Below are 18,256 nucleotides of genomic sequence, written 5' to 3'. Positions count from 1 at the left end.
CAGTCGCACGGCCTCAAGCTTGAACTCGAGGGTGTATTTAACGCGGTCTGTCTTGAGCTTAGTCATGTCGTATCCTTGCGGCTATTGAGGCACCTGGCAAGGGATACGTTTTTCAGGGGCAAGGTCAGCTGAAGCCTTACCTCTGGATAACAGGAATACTGCTGACGCTTTGGTTAGGGTTTGTCCTGCTTGTCTATTTCAAAGCACAGGAAAATAACATGGAACTTCGTGACATACATTCGGTAACACGCTGGGGTATCGTAGCTATTTTAGGCGTTGTGCTTCTAGCCTACAGCGGCCACTGGTGGGGTAAAGCTATTGCTCATGAGAAAGCCGAACTGGTGACCTACAAAACCAACGTGGCCGCAAAAATTTCAGAACAGCAGGCTGTGCAAAAACGGACCTATGCCTTGGAAATGCGCGGAATCGGATTAGCTGTAGGGGGTTGGCACCAATCATCTGTCTGGCGAAAAATCAAGGAGAAACAAAACAATTTCACTTCGATATATTCGCAAGATCCTAAAGATTATACGGACTCCTTATTATCTCGAGAGAATACTCAAAGGGCCAACACTCGTGCTGCCTTCAAGCACTCAGCTGGAGAATCTGTCGCGTACTGGCCTGTCCCAACATTTGCGATCGCGCCTCCCAAACAGGCCTCAGACATCGGGGCTGCAGAGAACATAATGAGTGGTCGAAACGCAGCGACGCTTGGGGTCACGCTCGTTTTGTGGCAAGACGCTGAAAATACTACTCATGCCCAAAAAATGATTGAGCGTTTATTCCGCTTTTTTGACGAAAACCCCAAGGTGCCTGAAGCGCTAATCGTAAGTGAAGATGGTGATGTCACGCGAAACGGCTTACGCGTGGATGGTACTCCAGGTCTGCAAAATGCCCAAGTAGTACCTACGGTGTTCGAGAGCATGACCGGACTGCTGGTCAGCCGATCCGAAAGAGTAGATCGATATATTCGTCCCTATGCGACCGGCGAAACGGAAGACAATCAGAACAAAAATACCGATTTGGGCAAGCTTTGGGATTTCTACTGGAATCGTGATGACGCATTTATGGAACAGTATGAAAACGAACAAAGCGCCAAAGGAATTGTAATTCCCAAATCTCCCGGCACCATGTCCACCGCCTACTGGCAATCCCAACTCCCTACCCTCTGGAAAACCATCAGCAACCGTGGCCCTGGCAATTTCGAACCCTCCCCCTGGCTGCCGATCCGTTGGGGTCAGCATCAGGTCAAGGAGTTCGACGCTGCGCCGGTGCTCGGCTATCTGCATCGCCCGATCAAGGCGCCCATGCAGGATGAAAACGGCAAGCGTCTGAAGCCGGCCTTGCAAGCCAAAGCCCTGCAAGCAGCGTGGGTACAGGCGCTGGACACTCTGCCCGACGGTCAGAAACCTGTGCGGGTGTTCTATGACAGCACCAATAACCCGGAAGCGGAAATCGCCCTGAACAACGCCCTGCACGACCTGAACAAGGACGGCCACGGTCTTGAGCTGGGCAATGTCGAAGAGGGCTACGACATCGGTCGTCGTCTGGGCAATACCGGGGTTAGTGGTGCGCTGGTCGAGATCAATCTGGCGACCATCGCCAGTTACAAGGATGGCGGCGTCAGTGCCGTGGTCTACGCCGGCACCGATGGCAGCCTGACCGTACAAATGGTCCGCCCGCCCGATGAAGCCCGCAAGGCGAAGAACAGCCAGAACCACGGCGCAGACCCGTTCACCTTCGGCTCGCCAACCGGCGGGGCACCCGCAGAGTGAGTTATCCCGTCTGCCTGGGCGACGCCACCAGCAGTGGTGGCCGAGTGGTGTCCTGGCAACTTTCAAGGCCTCATTGAATACCCCGTCAGCCCCTCTACCCGCTTAGCCCAGCGCAAGACATTCGGGTAAGCCTGCAACTCTACGCCACCCTCCGGTGCCAATACCACGTAAGGATAAACTGCACATTCGGCGATCGTGGGCCGACCTATCGCCAGCCAATCGTGCTGCTCAAGGTGTTTGTCGAGCAGCCCCAACACTACAGACGATTTCTGCAGGGCCTCGGCCTTGTTCAGCGCAGCGCCGAATTTCTGCACCAGCCGTGCCGCGCAAAGGCTGTGCTGGATCTCGTTGCTGGCGAACGACAGCCACTGGACGATTTCGGCCTGTCCCTGAGGGTGAGCGGGCCACCACGCCAGACCGCCATATTCGCCAGCGAGGTAAATCAGAATGGCCTGCGAGTCGCGCAGGACGACCGGACCATCCTGCAGAACCGGTAATTCACCCAAGGGATTGAGATCAGACAGCGGCGGCTTTTTATGCGCTCCGCTCATAAAGTCCACCGCGACTACGTCAAGCTCGATATGGGCCAGGGCAGCGAACAGGCGGACTTTGTAGCAGTTGCCGGAGGCTTGCAGATCGTACAGTTTCATTGTGTGTCTCCATCGACGAGTTGATTGAATTCCAGAACGTTGCCATCAGGGTCGCGGATGAACAGTGCAATTCGTCGCGGGCCGATGGGGTGCGGCCCTTCAGTGACGACAATTCCCTGCGCGTCGAGCCAGCGCTCGAGTGCCTGCAGGTCATCGACGATAAAGGCCGGATGCGTCATGCCGGGCAGTTTCAGGGGGGCATCCAGCAACACGTTGTGAGCACGGGGCACGCGAACGCCATTGAAGATCAGGTTGATGCGCACGCCGTCCGGGCTGAGCATCTCGTTGGCTTCGTAACGTGGAAAACGTGCACTCTCGACAAAACCAAGCGCCTGGTAGAAAGCCAGTGCGCGGTTTTGGTCGCTGACGCGAATACCGATGTGGTCGTATGCGAGAATCCGGGCGGGGTTGGGTTGCAGACTCATGTGGTTGAAACTCCGGTTGAAAGCAGTTTCGCCAGTGTCGGCCACGCCAGTGGTTTCACCTATGCTGCGGACCTGACAAGACCTATGCACTAATCGCACAAATCAGAAGGTGGCAATGGACAGGCTCAAGGCAATGGCCAATTTCGTGCGGATCGTCGACAGCGGCAGTCTGAGTTCGGCGGCGGATGTCACCGGGCAATCGGTCGCGTCGCTGGTCCGCTCGCTGGCCGCTCTGGAAAGTCATCTGGGCGTACGCTTGTTGAACCGCAGCACGCGGCGCATGGCCCTGACCGATGAGGGCGAGGAGTATCTGCACTGGACCCGGCGCATGCTCGCGGACTTCGATGACATGGAGCAGCGGCTTGATGGCCGCGACGGTATCGTGCGGGGCCTGCTTCGGGTGACGGCACCTGTCGAGTTCGGGCAGCGTTATATCGCTCCACTGGTAAACGCCTTTCTCAGCGAGCATCAGGACATCAACGTCGAGCTGAACCTCAATGACCAGATCGTGCCTCTGCTCGACGAGCGCCTTGATCTGGCGTTGCGCATCGGCCATCTCCCGGACTCGGCGATGGTCGCGCGCAGGATCGGTGCGACCCGTCTGGTAAGCTGTGCAAGCCCGGGCTACCTGCGCATCGCCGCACTTCTGGACGCCCCGAAATCACTGTCTGAGCACGCGTGCATCACGCTGGCTTCGCACGGTCGGCAATGGTATTTCCGGCAGCATGGCAAAGAGCTGATACAGGACATCACACCCAGACTGGTCTGTAATCAGGTCCGCTCCGCCAGTCTGGCCTGCGTGCAGGGTCTGGGCGTGACCCGGCTGATGCATTACCAAATTGCAGATGAACTGGCTGACGGTCGCCTGATCAGGGTGCTCAATGACTTCGAAACGGCAGATCTGCCGATTCAACTGGTTTATCCGCACGCCTTGCAGCTCTCACCCCGGGTCAAGGCATTCGTCGAATGGGCAATTCCACAGCTGGAAAAATGTCTGCCTGATCCTTCTCTTCAAAATCGATAGCGCTGCCGAAAACTCAACTGATGCGCGCAGACGAGCACCTGAGCTCGCTGTGGAAATGTGAAAATTTTGTTAACTATCTGTTCGCAGTGTCTTTTTCTGACAGAAACAACCTGCCACAATAATGCGAACAGTTATCAACATTATTATCATCCAGCCACGGACGGCTTCAGGGAGTGTCGGGTTCATGCCGGGCCAGCAATCACAAAGCCGTTTTCTTTTTACCCCTGCCCTGCTGACAATGGGCATCTGGATCGCAACTTCTCAGGCTGCCTACGGCGCTGAAACGCAAGCCACCGAAGCGTCATCGACGACGACAATGGAGCTGGGCGCGACGCAAATCAGCAGCGATCAACTGAGCTCTACCACCGAAGGCAGTCAGTCCTACACCACGGGCCCGATGCAGACGGCGACAAAATTGCCGCTCACCATTCGTGAAACCCCGCAGGCGGTGACCGTTGTCACCCGTCAGCGCATGGACGACCAGGCCATGACCAGCATCAACGACGTGGTGAAATACACCCCAGGTCTGTTTTTGGACCAATCCAGCGGACCGGGCCGGCAAACCTACACCTCTCGCGGTTTCGACATCGACAACATCATGTACGACGGCCTGCCCGCCTCTTACTCGGGCTACACGGCAGGCGTTCAGCCCAACCTGGCCATGTTCGATCATGTCGAGGTGATCAGAGGCGCTACAGGCCTGGCGACAGGGGCTGGCAACCCTTCAGCGGCGATCAATATGGTGCGCAAACGCCCTACCGCCGTTCCACAAGTCACCCTCACCGGCACGGTCGGAAGCTGGGACGACTACCGCGGCGTCTTCGATGCCTCCGGACCACTGAACGACAGCCGCACGGTACGCGGCCGAATAGTCGGTTCCTACCAGGATGCCAACAGTTTCCGCGACAAGGAAAAAAGTGATCACAGCGTGTTCTACGGGGTGGTCGAGGCCGATCTGAACGATGCCACGACCGCCACTCTGGGCTTGTCTCGTCAGGAAGATCAGACCAATTACTTCTGGGGCGGCCTCCCACTCGGCACTGACGGCCATCACCTGAACCTGCCGCGTTCGACCTATTCCGGCTCGGATTGGGAAAACAAGAAAATCCGTATAGACACCGTGTTCGGTGAGCTGGAGCACCGTTTCGACAACGACTGGAAACTGCGCGTAGCAGGCTCGAGCTCGTCGCTGGACGGTCTGTTTTCAGGCACTTACCTGTCGCGCTACAACGGCCCGCTGGAAACGACGGCCTATCAGTCCAAGCCTGAGGAGCAGCAGACTGCCTTCGATGTCTACGCCAGCGGACCGGTCGAAGCGTTTGGCCGCACCCATGAAGTGGTGGTTGGCACCAGCAGGCGCGTGTACGACAAGACCAGCAAGGAATACAGCCCCTATGACACAGGACTGCCGATTGGCGCGCCGAAGCCGGACTTCGTCCGCGATGGCAAGACGCATAGCATCGCCACCCAGGATGCGGTCTACCTCACTACACGTCTGAGCCTGGCCGACCCGCTTACCCTGATCCTCGGCGGCCGTCTGGATTGGTACGACTACGATGATCGCTCTGGTGATGAAGACTACAAGGTCACCCGCAACCTGACACGCTATGCGGGGCTGATCTACAAGCTCGATGAACACTATTCCCTGTACACCAGCTACACCGATGTCTTCCAGCCACAGAGCGCGCAAAGCCTGTCCGGCAAGGTGCTCGACCCCGTCGTGGGCGAAAACTATGAAGTCGGTATCAAGGGCGAATATTTCAACGGCGCCCTCAATGCCAGCCTGGCGGTGTTCCGGATCGATCAGAAAAACCTCAAGACCGAGTCACCAACTCAAGCGGGCTGCGCGGTCCTGACCTGTTACGACGCAGCCGGTCTGGTACGCAGTCAGGGTATCGAGATGGAACTGCAAGGCGCGCTGACCGAGAACTGGCAAGTCGGCGCAGGCTACACCTATGCTCGCACTCACTACCTCAAGGACACCGATCCGGCGAACAAGAACCAGCAATTCAACACCGACACACCCGAGCACCTGTTCAAGGTATCGACCGTCTACCGCCTGCAAGGCGCACTCGAAAAAATGCGCGTCGGCGGCAACGTCTACTGGCAGAGCCGCATGTACAACGACATCGCGCTCACCGATGGCAGTTACCGCCTGGAACAAGGCAGTTACGCCGTCGCAGACTTGATGGCGGGGTATCAGGTGAGCAAGAACCTCGACTTGCAACTGAACGCCAACAACATCTTTGACCGCACCTACTACACGGCGATTGGCGCAAGCTCGGTATGGGGCTCCACCGACGTCTATGGCAACCCGCGCAGCTATGCGTTGACGGCCAAGTACAGCTTCTGAGCCTGAGCTACTCCGCTACCGGGCATGCTTGGTAGCGGAGTGATTACCGGCGGGTTAGGCAACGCCTAAACCCCAAACGCCTTTGCCATACCGCCCACCCCTTTGGGCGTCAGCTTCAGTGCTCTGGAATCCAGATGGCGGCTTACCCAGCCGCGCGTGAGCATCAGCTCCAGCAGCGCCGCCCCCAGAGCGCCACCGATGTGCGGGTCGCGTTCACTCCAGTCCAGGCAGGCGTAGGCCAGACGTCTGCGTTGCTGACGTACTGCGTCCACATCGATGCCTAGCGCATTCAGTGATTCGACACCCCGCTCACTGATCGCATAGTCCTTACCCTGCTCATGTAACCAGCCGGCCTTCAGCAAGGCGTCGTGCAACTTGACGGCGACTTCACCGGCGCAGTGGTCGTAACAGGTTCGAGCCTGTCTCAAGGCCGAAGGCGTGTTGGGTTTGAAGGGCACAGCGCTGTGCTGAGTCAGTAATAGCAAGGAATCCAGCGCTTGCGCCACCTGCGCATTGGCCAGTCGATAGTAACGATGCCGGCCCTGTACGAGCATTTCCACCAGCCCCTGCTCACGCAAGCGCGCGAAATGGCCGCTGGCACTCGATGCGCCTATATCGGCCAGCGCCGCCAGCTCGGTCGCGGTTCGTGCGTGCCCGTCCAGTAGCGCGCAAAGCATTTTGGATCGTGCAGTGTCAGCAATGGCACCCGCCACTGCCGCCAGCGAGAGGTCTGCCGCTTCAACATCCATAGTTCAGCCATCCCTGAAGTGTTCTGGTAGGCGGCCATCATACTGCTGCCAAATCACTTGAAGGGATTCACCCATGCATCAATCGAGTTTTTTTGGCAGAAAAGTCGTCGCTGCTACATTTCTGATGGCTGTGTTTGGCTGGGGCATAGGCTTTTACGGTCCGCCGATATTCATGTATGCCGTGATTCAGAGAGCCGGCTGGTCGACCGCGCTGTGCTCGGCCGAGGTCACGGTGCATTTTCTGGCAGGTACGTTGGTCGTGGTCAACCTGCCTGCGTTGTACAAGAGGTATGGCCTCCCATGGATTACGGTTTCAGGGGCGGCAACCCTTGCTGTCGGCGTGTACGGCTGGTCGATCGCCAATCAGCCATGGCAATTGTTCATCGCTGCGGCGCTGAGCGGGTTCGGTTGGGTAACCGTGGGCGCGGCAGCGGTCAACGCTACCATCTCGCCATGGTTTGTCAGCAAGCGCCCTGGCGCATTGGCGATGGCCTATAACGGCACGAGCATCGGCGGTGTAGTCTTTTCATCGGGCTGGGTGTACCTGATTGACCGGTTCGGGTTCAGCCTCGCTGCGGTCGTGGTGGGTGTACTTTCAACAGGCGTGGTTGCGCTCCTCGCTTTCGGTGTGTTCCGGTTCAGGCCTGAACATCTGAGTCAGCACCCCGATGACATTCGCCAGACAACCACTGAACTGCCTCCATTCCAGGACACTGCGCCCTTAACGTTACGGAGTAACCGACCATTCCTCACGCTGGCGGCGGCCATGTCGCTCGGGCTCTTTGCGCAGATCGGCCTGATCAGCCAGTTGTTCCTGCTGCTGATTGTTCACGTCACACAACAGTCCGCAGGTATGGCCATGGGTATCGCTACCTGCAGCGCTATCTTCGGCAGGTTTCTGTCCAGCAGGCTTTTAGCGCCAGGCACCTGTCGACGCCACGTAGCCAGCCTGAGTACGCCTGCCAGTGTCTGGGCTGTGTGGCGCTGATGTTTATCGGCGCAAGCTCTGTCCTGTTATGGGTCGGCATGATGCTTTTCGGCGTGGGTATCGGCAATGCCACATCACTGCCTCCCCTGATTGCCCAAGCGGAATTTCCAAGGCACCAGGTTGCGCGCGTGGTGACATTGATCGTCGCCATCGCTCAAGGCTGCTACGCCTTTGCGCCAGCACTCTTCGGTGGCGTCCGAACTTTATTCAACGGGCCTGACAGCGACGTGATCGTGCTGGCACTTGCTGCCAGTATTCAGGCGGCAGCGATACTTATCCTCATCAGCACGCAACCACATTGAAGGCCGCAGCCAATGTTTAAAACAGAGCAACCACTCTGCTTTTAAAAAAGAAAATTAATCCCTATAAAACAATAAAACCAGCTAATTTATTGCCATAAATATAAATTTTATGGAATTAAAGTAAAGCTAAATTCATATAGTTGATATCTAAATTTATATAAAATAAAGTATATAAAATTGCATTCGTGTATTTTACCTTTCAGCAATTTTCTGCTTGTCACGCACGTCTTGAAGAACCTGTCGGCCGCCCCGGGCTGCCGACTTGTCTGTCTGCCTGTTTCATATTTCTATTTGGAGACTCTCCCGATGGCCAGATCCCTGCTGCCTGTTGTTACCACGTTGCTGATATCCCTTTCCACCTTTGCCGTGTCTGCCGCTGACCGGCAGAACCCGCTGCCATCAACCTCGAGCGAGCGGCGTGCAGAAGTCGACGACCAGCGCGAACACATCACAGGTGCCGACCTTGCCGTGCAGAAAACACCTGGTGGAGCACAAACGGTTGTGGATGCCCCGATTGATACCGCAGATGCCCCTGGCAGCGATGCAGACCACTGATTTCCCCGCTGACACACAAACGATCAATCAATGAATGACGTAAGGAATAACTCCGTGTCCATGATCAAACAAGGCCTGGGCCTTAGCCTGAGCCTGTTGGCGCTCGGTATCGCCCAGGCAGGCAGCGTGTTCGCTGTGACGCCGATGACAGGCAATGAAGTCGAAGCGCGCGTAGGCGCAATGCTCGACAACATGGCGCAATCGGAAAAAATCAATTTCTCGCGCGTTGACGACGGCCGGATGATTCCGAAGCTGGATAAGTTCAACCTGCAGGGTACGGTCGCCTATGATTCGGCGATGGGCGTGCTGGTCGGCGGCAAGACGTTCGGTGCGCAGTACCCTTCCCCGTCAGCACTCGCAGCCACCTGGAGCATCAACCGGGCCAAGGAATTCGGTCTGGCGATCGGCTACGAAACCCGTATAGCAGGTGGACAGCAAATGCTCTCGCCAGCCATCAACCTCTACCGTACGCCTTTCAACGGGCGAGCGGCTGAGTACATGAGCGGCGAAGACCCCTTTCTCGGTGCCGTATTGGCGCCTGCGGTGACCAACGGCATTCAGGTGCAAGGCGTCCAGGCGGCCGCCAAGCATTACCTGATGAACGAGCAGGAAGCGAATCGCCATTATCTGGACGTAAAGATTGACGAGCGAGCGATGCAAGAGCTGTATCTGCCTGGCTTCGAATCGCTGGTCAAGAACGCAAATATCGCCTCGATCATGTGCGGCTACAACAAGATCAACGGCGAATACGCGTGTGAAAACCATCACCTCATCACCGACATCCTGAAAGGCCAATGGGGCTTTCAAGGTAACGTCATGAGCGATTTCAACTCGGTCCAGGACGCCTTCAAGGGTGCCTGGGCGGGCACCGATATCGACATGCCCAGCGGGCTCCAGTTTACTGAAGCCAAACTGCTGCCTTACATCTGGAATGGTCAGCTACATCAGAACGTGATCGATGACAAGGTGCGCAGGAACCTGAGAGCACTGGTCAGCTATGGTTTTGACAAGGGGATCAACAAGGCGCAACCGCTGGAGCATCGTGAATACGGGCAACTGGCCGCATTGAACGTGGCCAGGGAGTCGATAGTCCTGCTGCGCAACCAGCCGGTAGACGGAAACAAACCTCTGCTGCCACTGCCCAGAAACGCAAAGATAGCGGTCATCGGTGATCTGGCCATGCAGCCGCCGACCGCGCCGTTCGGTACGGCTTATTCGGCGCCCGCAAGCTATGTCACTGAACTGAGCGGGCTCAAGCAACTGGCGTCGAACACATCCAACGTGGAATACCTTTCACAGATGAGCCTGAACCCGAAGTCGTCGGTCTGGTATCAGCCAGCTAAAGACCATCAGGCCATCAGCAATACCGGTGTAAAAGCCGAGTACTACGCCAATACCTCGCTGTCCGGCGACCCGGTTGCAACCCGCGTCGAACCCGGCATCAATCTGGACTGGATTACTAAGACCAACCAGACCGATAACGGCACAGGCACAGTCAACGGCTATACCCCGTCAGCAGGCTCGTTCTCGGCGCGTTTCACCGGCAAGATCAAACCGACGATCAGCGGCCCTCAGGTGTTCAAGGTACGCGCGGACGGTGCCTATAAACTCTGGATCAATGACGAGCTGGTGCTCGAGGATGAGGGCTCGCAAGTCTCGTTCGACCTGATTCCAGTGGTGCCGCGCACCGTAAAAACGGCCAGTCTCAAGGCCGGCACCGAGTACAACGTGCGCCTGGAATATCGCCGGCTTAAAGGCAACTTCACCCCGGTGCTGGGCGGCATGAACGGTGTGCAGATGAGCTGGGCTTCGTTACGTCCGCCAAAGAACCTGGCGGATTACGATGCTGTAGTGGTAGCCGCTGGCAATAACTTCGAGTACGAAGGTGAATCGCTGGATCGGCCGTTCGAACTGCCGCAATTCCAGTCCGAGTTGATCAGCTTCGTTCAGAAAGCCAACCCCAAAACCATCGTCGTACTGCACGGTGGCGGTGGTATGGATATGCAGCCCTGGGCTGACAAGGTAGCCGCGTCTCTGCACGCATGGTACCCGGGGCAACAGGGTGGTCAGGCGCTGGCCGAAATTCTATACGGCAAGGTCAACCCGTCGGGCAAGCTTCCAATCACCCTGGACAAGAAGGCGCGGGACAACCCCAGCTATGCTTCGTACTCGAACCCGGTGCCCTACTATTTCAGCAGCGCTAATCCCCCTGTCGAAATGACCTACAGCGAAGGCCTGTACCTGGGCTATCGCGGTTACGACAAGAAGCACACCAAACCGCTCTATCCATTCGGTTTCGGGCTTTCCTATACCACGTACGAGTACCGTGATCTGAAACTGTCGAGCAACGTATTGGCTCCGGGCGCGACCATTCAGGCCTCTTTCAAGGTCACCAATACCGGTGACAAGGCAGGGTTTGAAGTTGCTCAGCTTTACGTGCAGCCATCCAGGCCTCAGGTTGATCGCCCGGAGAAAGAGTTGAAGGGCTTTACCAAGGTCTACCTGAAGCCAGGCGAAAGCAAAACCGTCACTATTACACTGGACTCGCGCTCTTTCGCTTATTACTCACCCGATTCGGTGAGCTGGAACGTCGACCCTGGCAAGTTCAAGGTCCTGGTGGGCAAGGACTCGGAAAACCTGACACTTGACCGCACGGTCGTAGCGCTTTACCCGGAGCAACTGACCACACGTGATTCAAACCCCCTTCCAGTCCCCCTGCGCAAGGCAGTACAAGTCAAGGCAGAGCAGGCTTACTAAGCAACAGTCATTCTGAGCAACAGTAACCCTGAGTAGCGGTAATCGGTGGTCGATGCGACCACCGATTACTCTCATGCGATCGATCGTTGATCAGCGCCCTGTCAGATCCTGCGCCAGTCGTTCGAGAAACCTGGCAAATGCGCTGTCTATCTGCACGTCTGCTGGCGATCGAAGCCATTGAATCTGCATGCCGTCCATCATCGCAGCTATCTCGAGGCTGATTTGCCTGACATCAACGTCCTGGCGAATTTCACCTGCCTGAACCAGCTCATTCAGATGCTTCTGAAGATGGCTGTGCACAATCTGAAAACGCTCACTGAACCAGCGGTGTGCAGGGTGTGTGACCGACAGGCTTTCAGTGTTGATGATCATCAGCGCCTGACTGATGGAGACGTCTTCGATGCTGAAACTCATGACCTGCTTCAGAAAGGCCATGAACCCCTCCAGCGAAGCGACTTGCCCGGCGTCCTGCAACCTGGCAACAACGTACTGATCCCGATGTTCAAGAACCGCTTGCAGCAACACCAGTTTGGTCGGGAAATGATGCAGCAGCCCTACCTGAGAGAGACCTGCAACCTTGGCAATGTTAGACAGCGATGCACCCGCATAACCATCCCGGGCAAAGATGGTCATGGCCGCCTGAATGATTTCGGCCTTGCGTACCTCCCCCTTGGGCAGACGTCGCTTCATCGCAGGCTGCTTGACTGTGGCGGGTGTACCAGAACTGTTTGAATTCACGGACATACGAAGGGCACTGTTCGCACAACGAAAGGATAAATCGTAGCATGCGGCCGGGAAAACCCGGAAAAAAGGCCTGACCGCAGATATTGACGCCCTTTAAAGAAACCCCCACGCATGCCGATGCATACTGAAGCCCGACTGTATGTCGATCACCATAGAGAGATATACCAAAGTGCGGCATCTGACGCCCGGACGCTGAGAGGCACTGGCAAGCGTCGACCTCGAAAGTGACTGATTGCAGTACGCAAGACAGGCTACGGGTAGATCCCCGCCCATGCAGACAATTAACATGTGAGCCGGAGGCGCTCTGAAATACCTGACAAGAGAAGAGCTGGAAGCACAGGTCGTGCACCTGCGCGCAGCACTTGAAGAAGCCGGTATCGACGCTGGGCCGGACAACGGCGCAGCAGCACTGCCCAGCCGGGAGGTGCGCAAGCGTGCGGCCTTTGACAGCGCGCTGGACTTTGCCATGATCCTCACGGATCCAGACGGCATCATTACCGACTGGAATCCGGGTGCAGAACAGGTGTTAGGCTGGTCCGCTACGCAAATGGTTGGGCAGAATGCAGAGTGCTTCTTCACGCCGGAGGATCGCGCCTGCGGCCGGATCGAACATGAAATGCAACTCGCCCTGAGCGTCGGTCGAGCGTCGGAAGAACGCTGGCACCTGCGCAAGGATGGTCAGCTGTTCTGGGCGTCCGGCGAAATGATGCCGCTGTATGGCGAGGAAAATACTCACCTTGGCTTCGTCAAGATCCTGCGCGACCGCACCCGGGAGCATCTGGTGACACGCGCCACCGAAGAAGCCCAGGAACGTTACCGGTTGGCCGCCAAGGCAACCAATGACGCAATATGGGATTGGGATTTTGCCGCCAACCACGTGCTTTGGAATGACGCACTGGAACAGGCATACGGCTACCCCCTGGCAACACTGGACACCTCGGGTGACTGGTGGATAGCCCAGCTCCATCCCGATGACCGGACACGCATTTACCACTCTATCCATGCGGTGATCGACGGCCACGGCACTGCCTGGACCGATGAATACCGTTTTCGTCGGCTCGATGGCACTTACGCCGATGTTCTGGACCGTGGTCATGTGATACGCAACAACGAGGGCAAGGCCGTACGCATGATCGGCGCGATGCTCGACCTGTCACAGATGCAACAGGCAGAAAACGCACTGCGCAAGAGCGAAGAGCGCTCCAGGGCCATGCTGGAGACCATCGAAGCAGCGTTCGCCATCATCCAGGTCAAGTTCGATGCAAACGACAGCCCGGTAGACTACCGCTTTATCGAGGCCAACCCTGCCTTTGAACGTCAGGCGGGTGTCGATTTGCGTGGCAAGTGGGTCACCGAGTTTGCCCCGGACCTGGAGCGTTTCTGGTTTGAGGCTTATGGTCATGTCGCCAAAACCGGCGAGCCTGCCAATTTCGAGAATTACGCCAAGGCGTTCGAGCGCTGGTTCGAAGTCAGAGCGGTGCGTGTCGGTGAGCCGGCTGACCGACAGATCGCCGTCATCTTCAGTGACGTGACGGAACGACGCGACGCCGAGGAGCGGTTGCGCACCAGCGAAGCCGTCGCACGGGCGAACGTCGACCGCGTTCAGCTCGCCCTCGCCGCGGGTGCGATTATCGGTACCTGGCATTGGGACTTGACGGCCGACCGCTTTACCGTCGACGAAGCCTTCGCCAAGGCGTTTGGTCTTGATCCCGCTCTGGGCTTTGAGGGTTTGAGTCTGGAACAGGTCATTGCCACTGTTCATCCCGAAGACAAACAAGGCTTGATCAATGCGATCAACGCGGTCATCACCAGCGGGCGCGTTTACGCCCATCAGTATCGGGTCCGCCGTGCCGACGGTCTGTACTACTGGATCGAGGCAAACGGCCGCGTCGACCGTGCCGATGACGGCACTCCACTGAGCTTCCCGGGCGTGCTCATCAACGTTGATGAGCGACGCGCTGTGGCGGCCGAGCGCGACCGGGCCACTGCGGCGCTGCGCACGCTCAACGACACGCTTGAACAGCGCGTGGCAGCACGCACTGCGGAACTGATGCAGGCTGAAGAAAAGCTGCGCCAGTCGCAGAAAATGGAAGCTGTGGGGCAACTGACTGGCGGTCTCGCCCATGATTTCAACAACCTGCTGGCAGGCATTTCCGGTGCTCTGGAATTGATGAGCACCCGTATTGCGCAAGGGCGCTGGAACGATGTAGACAAATACATCGTCACCGCACAGGGCGCCGCCAAGCGCGCGGCGGCGTTGACCCACAGGCTCCTGGCCTTTTCCCGACGCCAGACGCTGGACCCACAGCCAACCGACGTGAACAGGCTGATGAAAGGCATGACAGACCTGATCCAGCGCACGGTCGGCCCCAGCATCATGGTCGAAACCATCGGTGCCATGGGCCTATGGGCAACGCTGGTCGATGCAAGCCAACTGGAGAACGCGCTGCTGAATCTGTGTATCAACGCCCGCGACGCAATGCCGGACGGCGGCCGCATTACGATCGAGGCCAGCAACCAATGGATCGAGGGCGATGTGGCGCAGGGTCACGATATGCCTGAGGGTCACTATCTGTCGCTGTGCGTGACCGACACCGGTACAGGCATGACACCCGATGTCATCGCCAAGGCATTCGACCCCTTCTTCACCACCAAGCCCATTGGTCAGGGCACCGGTCTTGGTCTGTCGATGATTTACGGGTTCGCCAACCAGTCCGGCGGCCGGGTGCGCATTCAATCGCAGGTGGGCAAGGGAACCTCGATATCCCTTTATCTGCCGCGTTACGACGGCAACGCGACCAGAGACGAGAGCGATGTGCACCAGGCGCCGTTCGAGTTTACCCAGTCTGGAGAGACCATTCTGATCGTGGACGACGAACCGACGGTACGCATGCTGCTCACCGATGCGCTCGGCGATCTGGGTTATACCCTGATCGAGGCGGCCGACAGCCTGGCTGGCCTCAAACTGCTGCGCTCGGACGTGCATATCGATCTGCTCATCACCGACGTAGGCTTGCCCGGTGGTATGAACGGGCGACAAATGGCCGACGCCGGACGCGAAGTACGTCCGCATCTGAAAACCCTGTTCATCACCGGTTATGCAGAAAACGCTGCCATTGGTGACGAGCAACTCGGACCCGGCATGCGGGTATTGACCAAGCCGTTTGCGATTGATGCTCTGGCTGCCCGAGTCCAGGAATTGATGAGTGCCTGATGCAACCGGCTCGTTGCAATCCTGCTTCGGGCCTTCGACATTGAGCGCTGCGCAAACCCGGTGCTAACATGCGCGACCGCCATGCAGGCAAGGGAATAACCGGGTCATGAGCAGTATCCGCGAGCGCAACAAAGAACTCATCCTGCGCGCTGCCAGCGAGGAATTCGCCGACAAGGGCTTCGCCGCCAGCAAGACCAGCGATATCGCGGCAAAGGCCGGTGTTCCCAAACCCAACGTCTATTACTACTTCAAATCCAAGGAAAACCTCTATCGCGAGGTGCTGGAAAGCATCATCGAGCCCATCCTGCAAGCGTCGACGCCGTTCAATCCTCAAGGTGTACCGGCCGACGTACTGAGCAGCTATATCCGCTCGAAGATCCAGATTTCCCGTGACCTGCCCTTTGCCTCGAAAGTGTTCGCCAGCGAGATCATGCACGGCGCCCCGCACCTTACGTCAGAACAGATCGAACAGCTCAATGGACAGGCGCGGCACAATATCGAATGCATTCAGGCCTGGATCGACAGCGGGCAGATCGCCCCGCTCGATCCCCATCACCTGATGTTCACCATCTGGGCCGCGACCCAGACCTACGCAGATTTCGACTGGCAGATCGCAACCGTCACCGGCAAGGCGAAACTGGAGGACGCTGATTACGAGGCCGCGACCCGGACCATTCTCAGGCTGGTGCTCAAGGGTTGCGAGCCGGATTGCTGACTCCCCCTGCTTTCCTGCAGACGCAAAAAACCCGCCGAAGCGGGTGGTTTTGCAACATGACCATTCCGACATCCTGTCAGTAGCCTCCTGGCAATGGTCGATCTTCCCTGATCGCTGCGGCGTTCCTTCGCTGCAGCTGTTGAATTGGATCCTACATTCACTCCGGGCCAGTCGATAGAGCCAATCGCGCCTGTTGGTGTAAGCCTTTCGCTATACCCGTGTAGGTCTGTAAAAAAATGTGACTGTCATCTCATGTTTGGTCATTATGCGCCGAGAAGCTTAAAAGGCTCTGCATCGCGCGCTGCGCGGCTCGGTTGCCATAAAAAGAAAAAATAATGCACGGGATGACGATCATGAGTATGCGCAGTTTTTCCATCAGCCGCCGTCTGTGGCTGATCCTTGTGGTTTCAGTGCTGATGCTTTTTGTTTTGTCGGCGACCCTGCTCAGACAGATTCATAACGATCTGTATCGGGCCAAGGCCGAAAAAACCATGCATGTGGTCCAGACCGCCAGCGGCATACTCACCTACTACCAAGGGCTTGAAGCCGCGGGCAGCATGACGCGCGAAGCCGCGCAACAACAGGCCCTGAAAGAGATAAAGGGCCTGCGTTACAGCCAGAACGACTATTTCTGGATCAACGACCTGCGCCCGGTGATGATCATGCACCCCACCAATGCCAAGCTCGAAGGCCAGGATATATCGACCATCAAGGACCCGGACGGCTTTGCGGTGTTCAACGAAATGGTCACGCTGGTCAAAGCCAAGGGTGCCGGAATGGTGAATTATCGCTGGCCCAAACCAGGTGCCAGCGAGCCGGTGAAAAAGACCTCCTACGTGCAGCTGTTTCAACCCTGGGGCTGGATTCTGGGCTCGGGCGTGTATGTGGATGACGTAGCGGCAGAATTCAAAACCCAGCTATGGAACGCCGGCATTTTCATAGCAGGCATCGTGCTGGTCATGGTCCTGCTGCTGGTCATGATCGTGCGCAGTATCGTGCGACCGCTGAGAGCGGCGGTCAGTGCGATGGCCAACATCGCCAGTGGCGAAAGTGACCTGACCCGCACGCTGGAAACCCACGGCAAGGATGAAATCACCGAGCTGGGCGTTCACTTCAACGCCTTTGTCGCCAAGCTGCGCAATGTCGTCGGCCAGTTGCAGAATTCGGCCGTGGCGCTGGGCCAGGCCTCGACGGATCTGGGCAGCAATGCCGAGCAGGCGCAGAAACGCAGCGAGCAGCAGTCCCAACAAATGGACCTGGTTGCCACTGCGGTCAACGAAGTGACCTATGGCGTACAGGACGTGGCCAAAAACGCCGAGCATGCCGCCAACGAAATGCGTGATGCCGAGTCACAGGCGCAGCAGGGTCAGGTCAACATCGATAACAGCCTGCGCCAGATCGGGCACCTGTCCGCCACCATTGGTCAGGCCGTTGAAGTGATGCAGAGTCTGGCCGGCGAGAGCACACAGATCGGCAGCGTACTGGAAGTCATCAGTTCGATTGCCGAGCAGACCAACCTGCTGGCACTGAACGCCGCCATCGAAGCGGCACGCGCAGGTGAACAGGGTCGTGGCTTTGCCGTGGTGGCTGACGAGGTACGTCTACTGGCCCAGCGTACCCAGAAGTCGACCGCAGAAATCCAGGCCATGATCGAACGCCTGCAAAAGCATTCCGACGCGGCAGTCAAGGTAATCGGCGACAGCAGCCGCTCCTCGCAACTGACCATCGAGCAGGCCAACCAGGCAGGCCAGAGCCTGACGTCCATCAGTCAGGCGCTACGCAACCTCAACAGCCTGAACACCTCCATTGCCAGCGCGACTCTGCAACAGACGCATGTGGTGGACGACATCAACCAGAACGTGACACAGGCCGCGCAACTGTCCCAAAGCACCGCACTGGCCGCTGAACAATCGACTTCGGCCAGCCTGCACCTGCGCAACTTGAGCGAAGAACTGAACGGGCTGCTGAAGCAGTTCCGGGTTTAAATCTGCATTGCGATGGGGTG

The 18,256-nt window shown here is 57.5% G+C and carries 12 protein-coding genes and 2 pseudogenes; 10 read left to right on the top strand and 4 right to left on the bottom strand.

The features are described from left to right. The first annotated feature begins 218 nt into the window (after nt 1–218). Together RGM3321_RS12625 and RGM3321_RS28470 are read left to right on the top strand one after the other, a co-directional pair. Nucleotides 219–1,775: a DUF2875 family protein gene (locus RGM3321_RS12625; protein WP_244393312.1), complete on the top strand. Its 1,557-nt coding sequence runs from the start codon at nt 219–221 to the stop codon at nt 1,773–1,775. Next, a pseudogene (locus RGM3321_RS28470) lies at nt 1,772–1,840 on the top strand (PAAR domain-containing protein); the annotation flags it as partial. The gene RGM3321_RS12625 and the pseudogene RGM3321_RS28470, both read left to right, overlap by 4 nt. Here the strand turns inward: RGM3321_RS28470 and RGM3321_RS12620 are convergent. Both RGM3321_RS12620 and RGM3321_RS12615 read right to left on the bottom strand, forming a co-directional pair. Then, nucleotides 1,838–2,425 (bottom strand): glutathione S-transferase, encoded by a 588-nt coding sequence (locus RGM3321_RS12620; RefSeq protein ID WP_244393311.1) that lies wholly within the window; start codon nt 2,423–2,425, stop codon nt 1,838–1,840. The pseudogene RGM3321_RS28470 and the gene RGM3321_RS12620 overlap by 3 nt on opposite strands. Then, on the bottom strand, nt 2,422–2,850 hold the full coding sequence (locus tag RGM3321_RS12615) for a VOC family protein (protein ID WP_005731427.1): 429 nt from the start codon (nt 2,848–2,850) through the stop codon (nt 2,422–2,424). Before RGM3321_RS12615 ends, RGM3321_RS12620 begins: the two co-directional genes overlap by 4 nt. Before the next feature lie 115 nt (nt 2,851–2,965). Here RGM3321_RS12615 and RGM3321_RS12610 point away from each other — a divergent pair, with 115 nt between their 5' ends. Together RGM3321_RS12610 and RGM3321_RS12605 are read left to right on the top strand one after the other, a co-directional pair. Then, nucleotides 2,966–3,874 carry a LysR family transcriptional regulator gene (locus RGM3321_RS12610; protein WP_244393310.1) on the top strand — a complete coding sequence of 303 codons (909 nt, stop codon included), beginning with the start codon at nt 2,966–2,968 and terminating at the stop codon, nt 3,872–3,874. Nucleotides 3,875–4,058: 184 nt separating this feature from the next. Continuing rightward, on the top strand, nt 4,059–6,227 hold the full coding sequence (locus RGM3321_RS12605; RefSeq protein ID WP_244393309.1) for a TonB-dependent siderophore receptor: 2,169 nt from the start codon (nt 4,059–4,061) through the stop codon (nt 6,225–6,227). A gap of 65 nt (nt 6,228–6,292) precedes the next feature. On the opposite strand, the gene RGM3321_RS12600 is transcribed toward RGM3321_RS12605, so the two are convergent. After that, the gene (locus tag RGM3321_RS12600; RefSeq protein WP_244393308.1) at nt 6,293–6,976 is read right to left on the bottom strand and encodes a helix-turn-helix transcriptional regulator; all 684 of its coding nucleotides are present in this window, start codon (nt 6,974–6,976) and stop codon (nt 6,293–6,295) included. Between the two features lie 73 nt (nt 6,977–7,049). On the opposite strand from RGM3321_RS12600, the pseudogene RGM3321_RS12595 reads away from it, so the two are divergent. The 3 genes and pseudogenes from RGM3321_RS12595 (at nt 7,050) to RGM3321_RS12585 (ending at nt 11,578) form a co-directional block, all read left to right on the top strand. Further along, nucleotides 7,050–8,266 (top strand): annotated as a pseudogene (locus RGM3321_RS12595) (MFS transporter). Nucleotides 8,267–8,572: 306 nt separating this feature from the next. Beyond that, a complete protein-coding gene (locus RGM3321_RS12590) occupies nt 8,573–8,821 on the top strand; it encodes a hypothetical protein (protein WP_244393307.1) in 249 nt (82 codons plus the stop codon). Between the two features lie 60 nt (nt 8,822–8,881). Then, a complete protein-coding gene (locus RGM3321_RS12585) occupies nt 8,882–11,578 on the top strand; it encodes a glycoside hydrolase family 3 protein (protein ID WP_244393316.1) in 2,697 nt (898 codons plus the stop codon). Between the two features lie 90 nt (nt 11,579–11,668). Here the strand turns inward: RGM3321_RS12585 and RGM3321_RS12580 are convergent, their stop codons facing one another. Beyond that, nucleotides 11,669–12,322, bottom strand: a complete 654-nt coding sequence (locus RGM3321_RS12580; protein ID WP_244393306.1) for a TetR/AcrR family transcriptional regulator — start codon at nt 12,320–12,322, stop codon at nt 11,669–11,671. A 343-nt stretch (nt 12,323–12,665) separates the two neighbouring features. On the opposite strand from RGM3321_RS12580, the gene RGM3321_RS12575 reads away from it, so the two are divergent. The 3 genes from RGM3321_RS12575 to RGM3321_RS12565 all read left to right on the top strand — a co-directional run bounded on the left by RGM3321_RS12575 (nt 12,666) and on the right by RGM3321_RS12565 (nt 18,236). Next, nucleotides 12,666–15,536 (top strand): hybrid sensor histidine kinase/response regulator, encoded by a 2,871-nt coding sequence (locus tag RGM3321_RS12575; protein ID WP_244393305.1) that lies wholly within the window; start codon nt 12,666–12,668, stop codon nt 15,534–15,536. A 106-nt stretch (nt 15,537–15,642) separates the two neighbouring features. Next, nucleotides 15,643–16,251 carry a TetR/AcrR family transcriptional regulator gene (locus RGM3321_RS12570; protein ID WP_058401939.1) on the top strand — a complete coding sequence of 203 codons (609 nt, stop codon included), beginning with the start codon at nt 15,643–15,645 and terminating at the stop codon, nt 16,249–16,251. Nucleotides 16,252–16,604: 353 nt separating this feature from the next. Further along, a complete protein-coding gene (locus RGM3321_RS12565) occupies nt 16,605–18,236 on the top strand; it encodes a methyl-accepting chemotaxis protein (protein ID WP_279613989.1) in 1,632 nt (543 codons plus the stop codon). Nucleotides 18,237–18,256: the final 20 nt, after the last annotated feature.

Source organism: Pseudomonas sp. RGM 3321 (assembly GCF_022836805.1).
In the GTDB taxonomy this organism is placed as follows: Bacteria; Pseudomonadota; Gammaproteobacteria; order Pseudomonadales; family Pseudomonadaceae; genus Aquipseudomonas.
This window is presented reverse-complemented; position numbering and strand designations above follow the sequence as displayed.

What these genes read in the sequence shown, in the direction of transcription:
- RGM3321_RS12590 (WP_244393307.1), top strand. Translation starts at nt 8,573, where the DNA reads ATGGCCAGATCCCTGCTGCCTGTTGTTACCACGTTGCTGATATCCCTT.
- RGM3321_RS12570 (WP_058401939.1), top strand. Translation starts at nt 15,643, where the DNA reads ATGAGCAGTATCCGCGAGCGCAACAAAGAACTCATCCTGCGCGCTGCC.
- RGM3321_RS12605 (WP_244393309.1), top strand. Translation starts at nt 4,059, where the DNA reads ATGCCGGGCCAGCAATCACAAAGCCGTTTTCTTTTTACCCCTGCCCTG.
- RGM3321_RS12625 (WP_244393312.1), top strand. Translation starts at nt 219, where the DNA reads ATGGAACTTCGTGACATACATTCGGTAACACGCTGGGGTATCGTAGCT.
- RGM3321_RS12585 (WP_244393316.1), top strand. Translation starts at nt 8,882, where the DNA reads ATGATCAAACAAGGCCTGGGCCTTAGCCTGAGCCTGTTGGCGCTCGGT.
- RGM3321_RS12580 (WP_244393306.1), bottom strand. Translation starts at nt 12,322, where the DNA reads ATGTCCGTGAATTCAAACAGTTCTGGTACACCCGCCACAGTCAAGCAG.
- RGM3321_RS12610 (WP_244393310.1), top strand. Translation starts at nt 2,966, where the DNA reads ATGGACAGGCTCAAGGCAATGGCCAATTTCGTGCGGATCGTCGACAGC.
- RGM3321_RS12620 (WP_244393311.1), bottom strand. Translation starts at nt 2,425, where the DNA reads ATGAAACTGTACGATCTGCAAGCCTCCGGCAACTGCTACAAAGTCCGC.
- RGM3321_RS12565 (WP_279613989.1), top strand. Translation starts at nt 16,605, where the DNA reads ATGAGTATGCGCAGTTTTTCCATCAGCCGCCGTCTGTGGCTGATCCTT.
- RGM3321_RS12615 (WP_005731427.1), bottom strand. Translation starts at nt 2,850, where the DNA reads ATGAGTCTGCAACCCAACCCCGCCCGGATTCTCGCATACGACCACATC.
- RGM3321_RS12600 (WP_244393308.1), bottom strand. Translation starts at nt 6,976, where the DNA reads ATGGATGTTGAAGCGGCAGACCTCTCGCTGGCGGCAGTGGCGGGTGCC.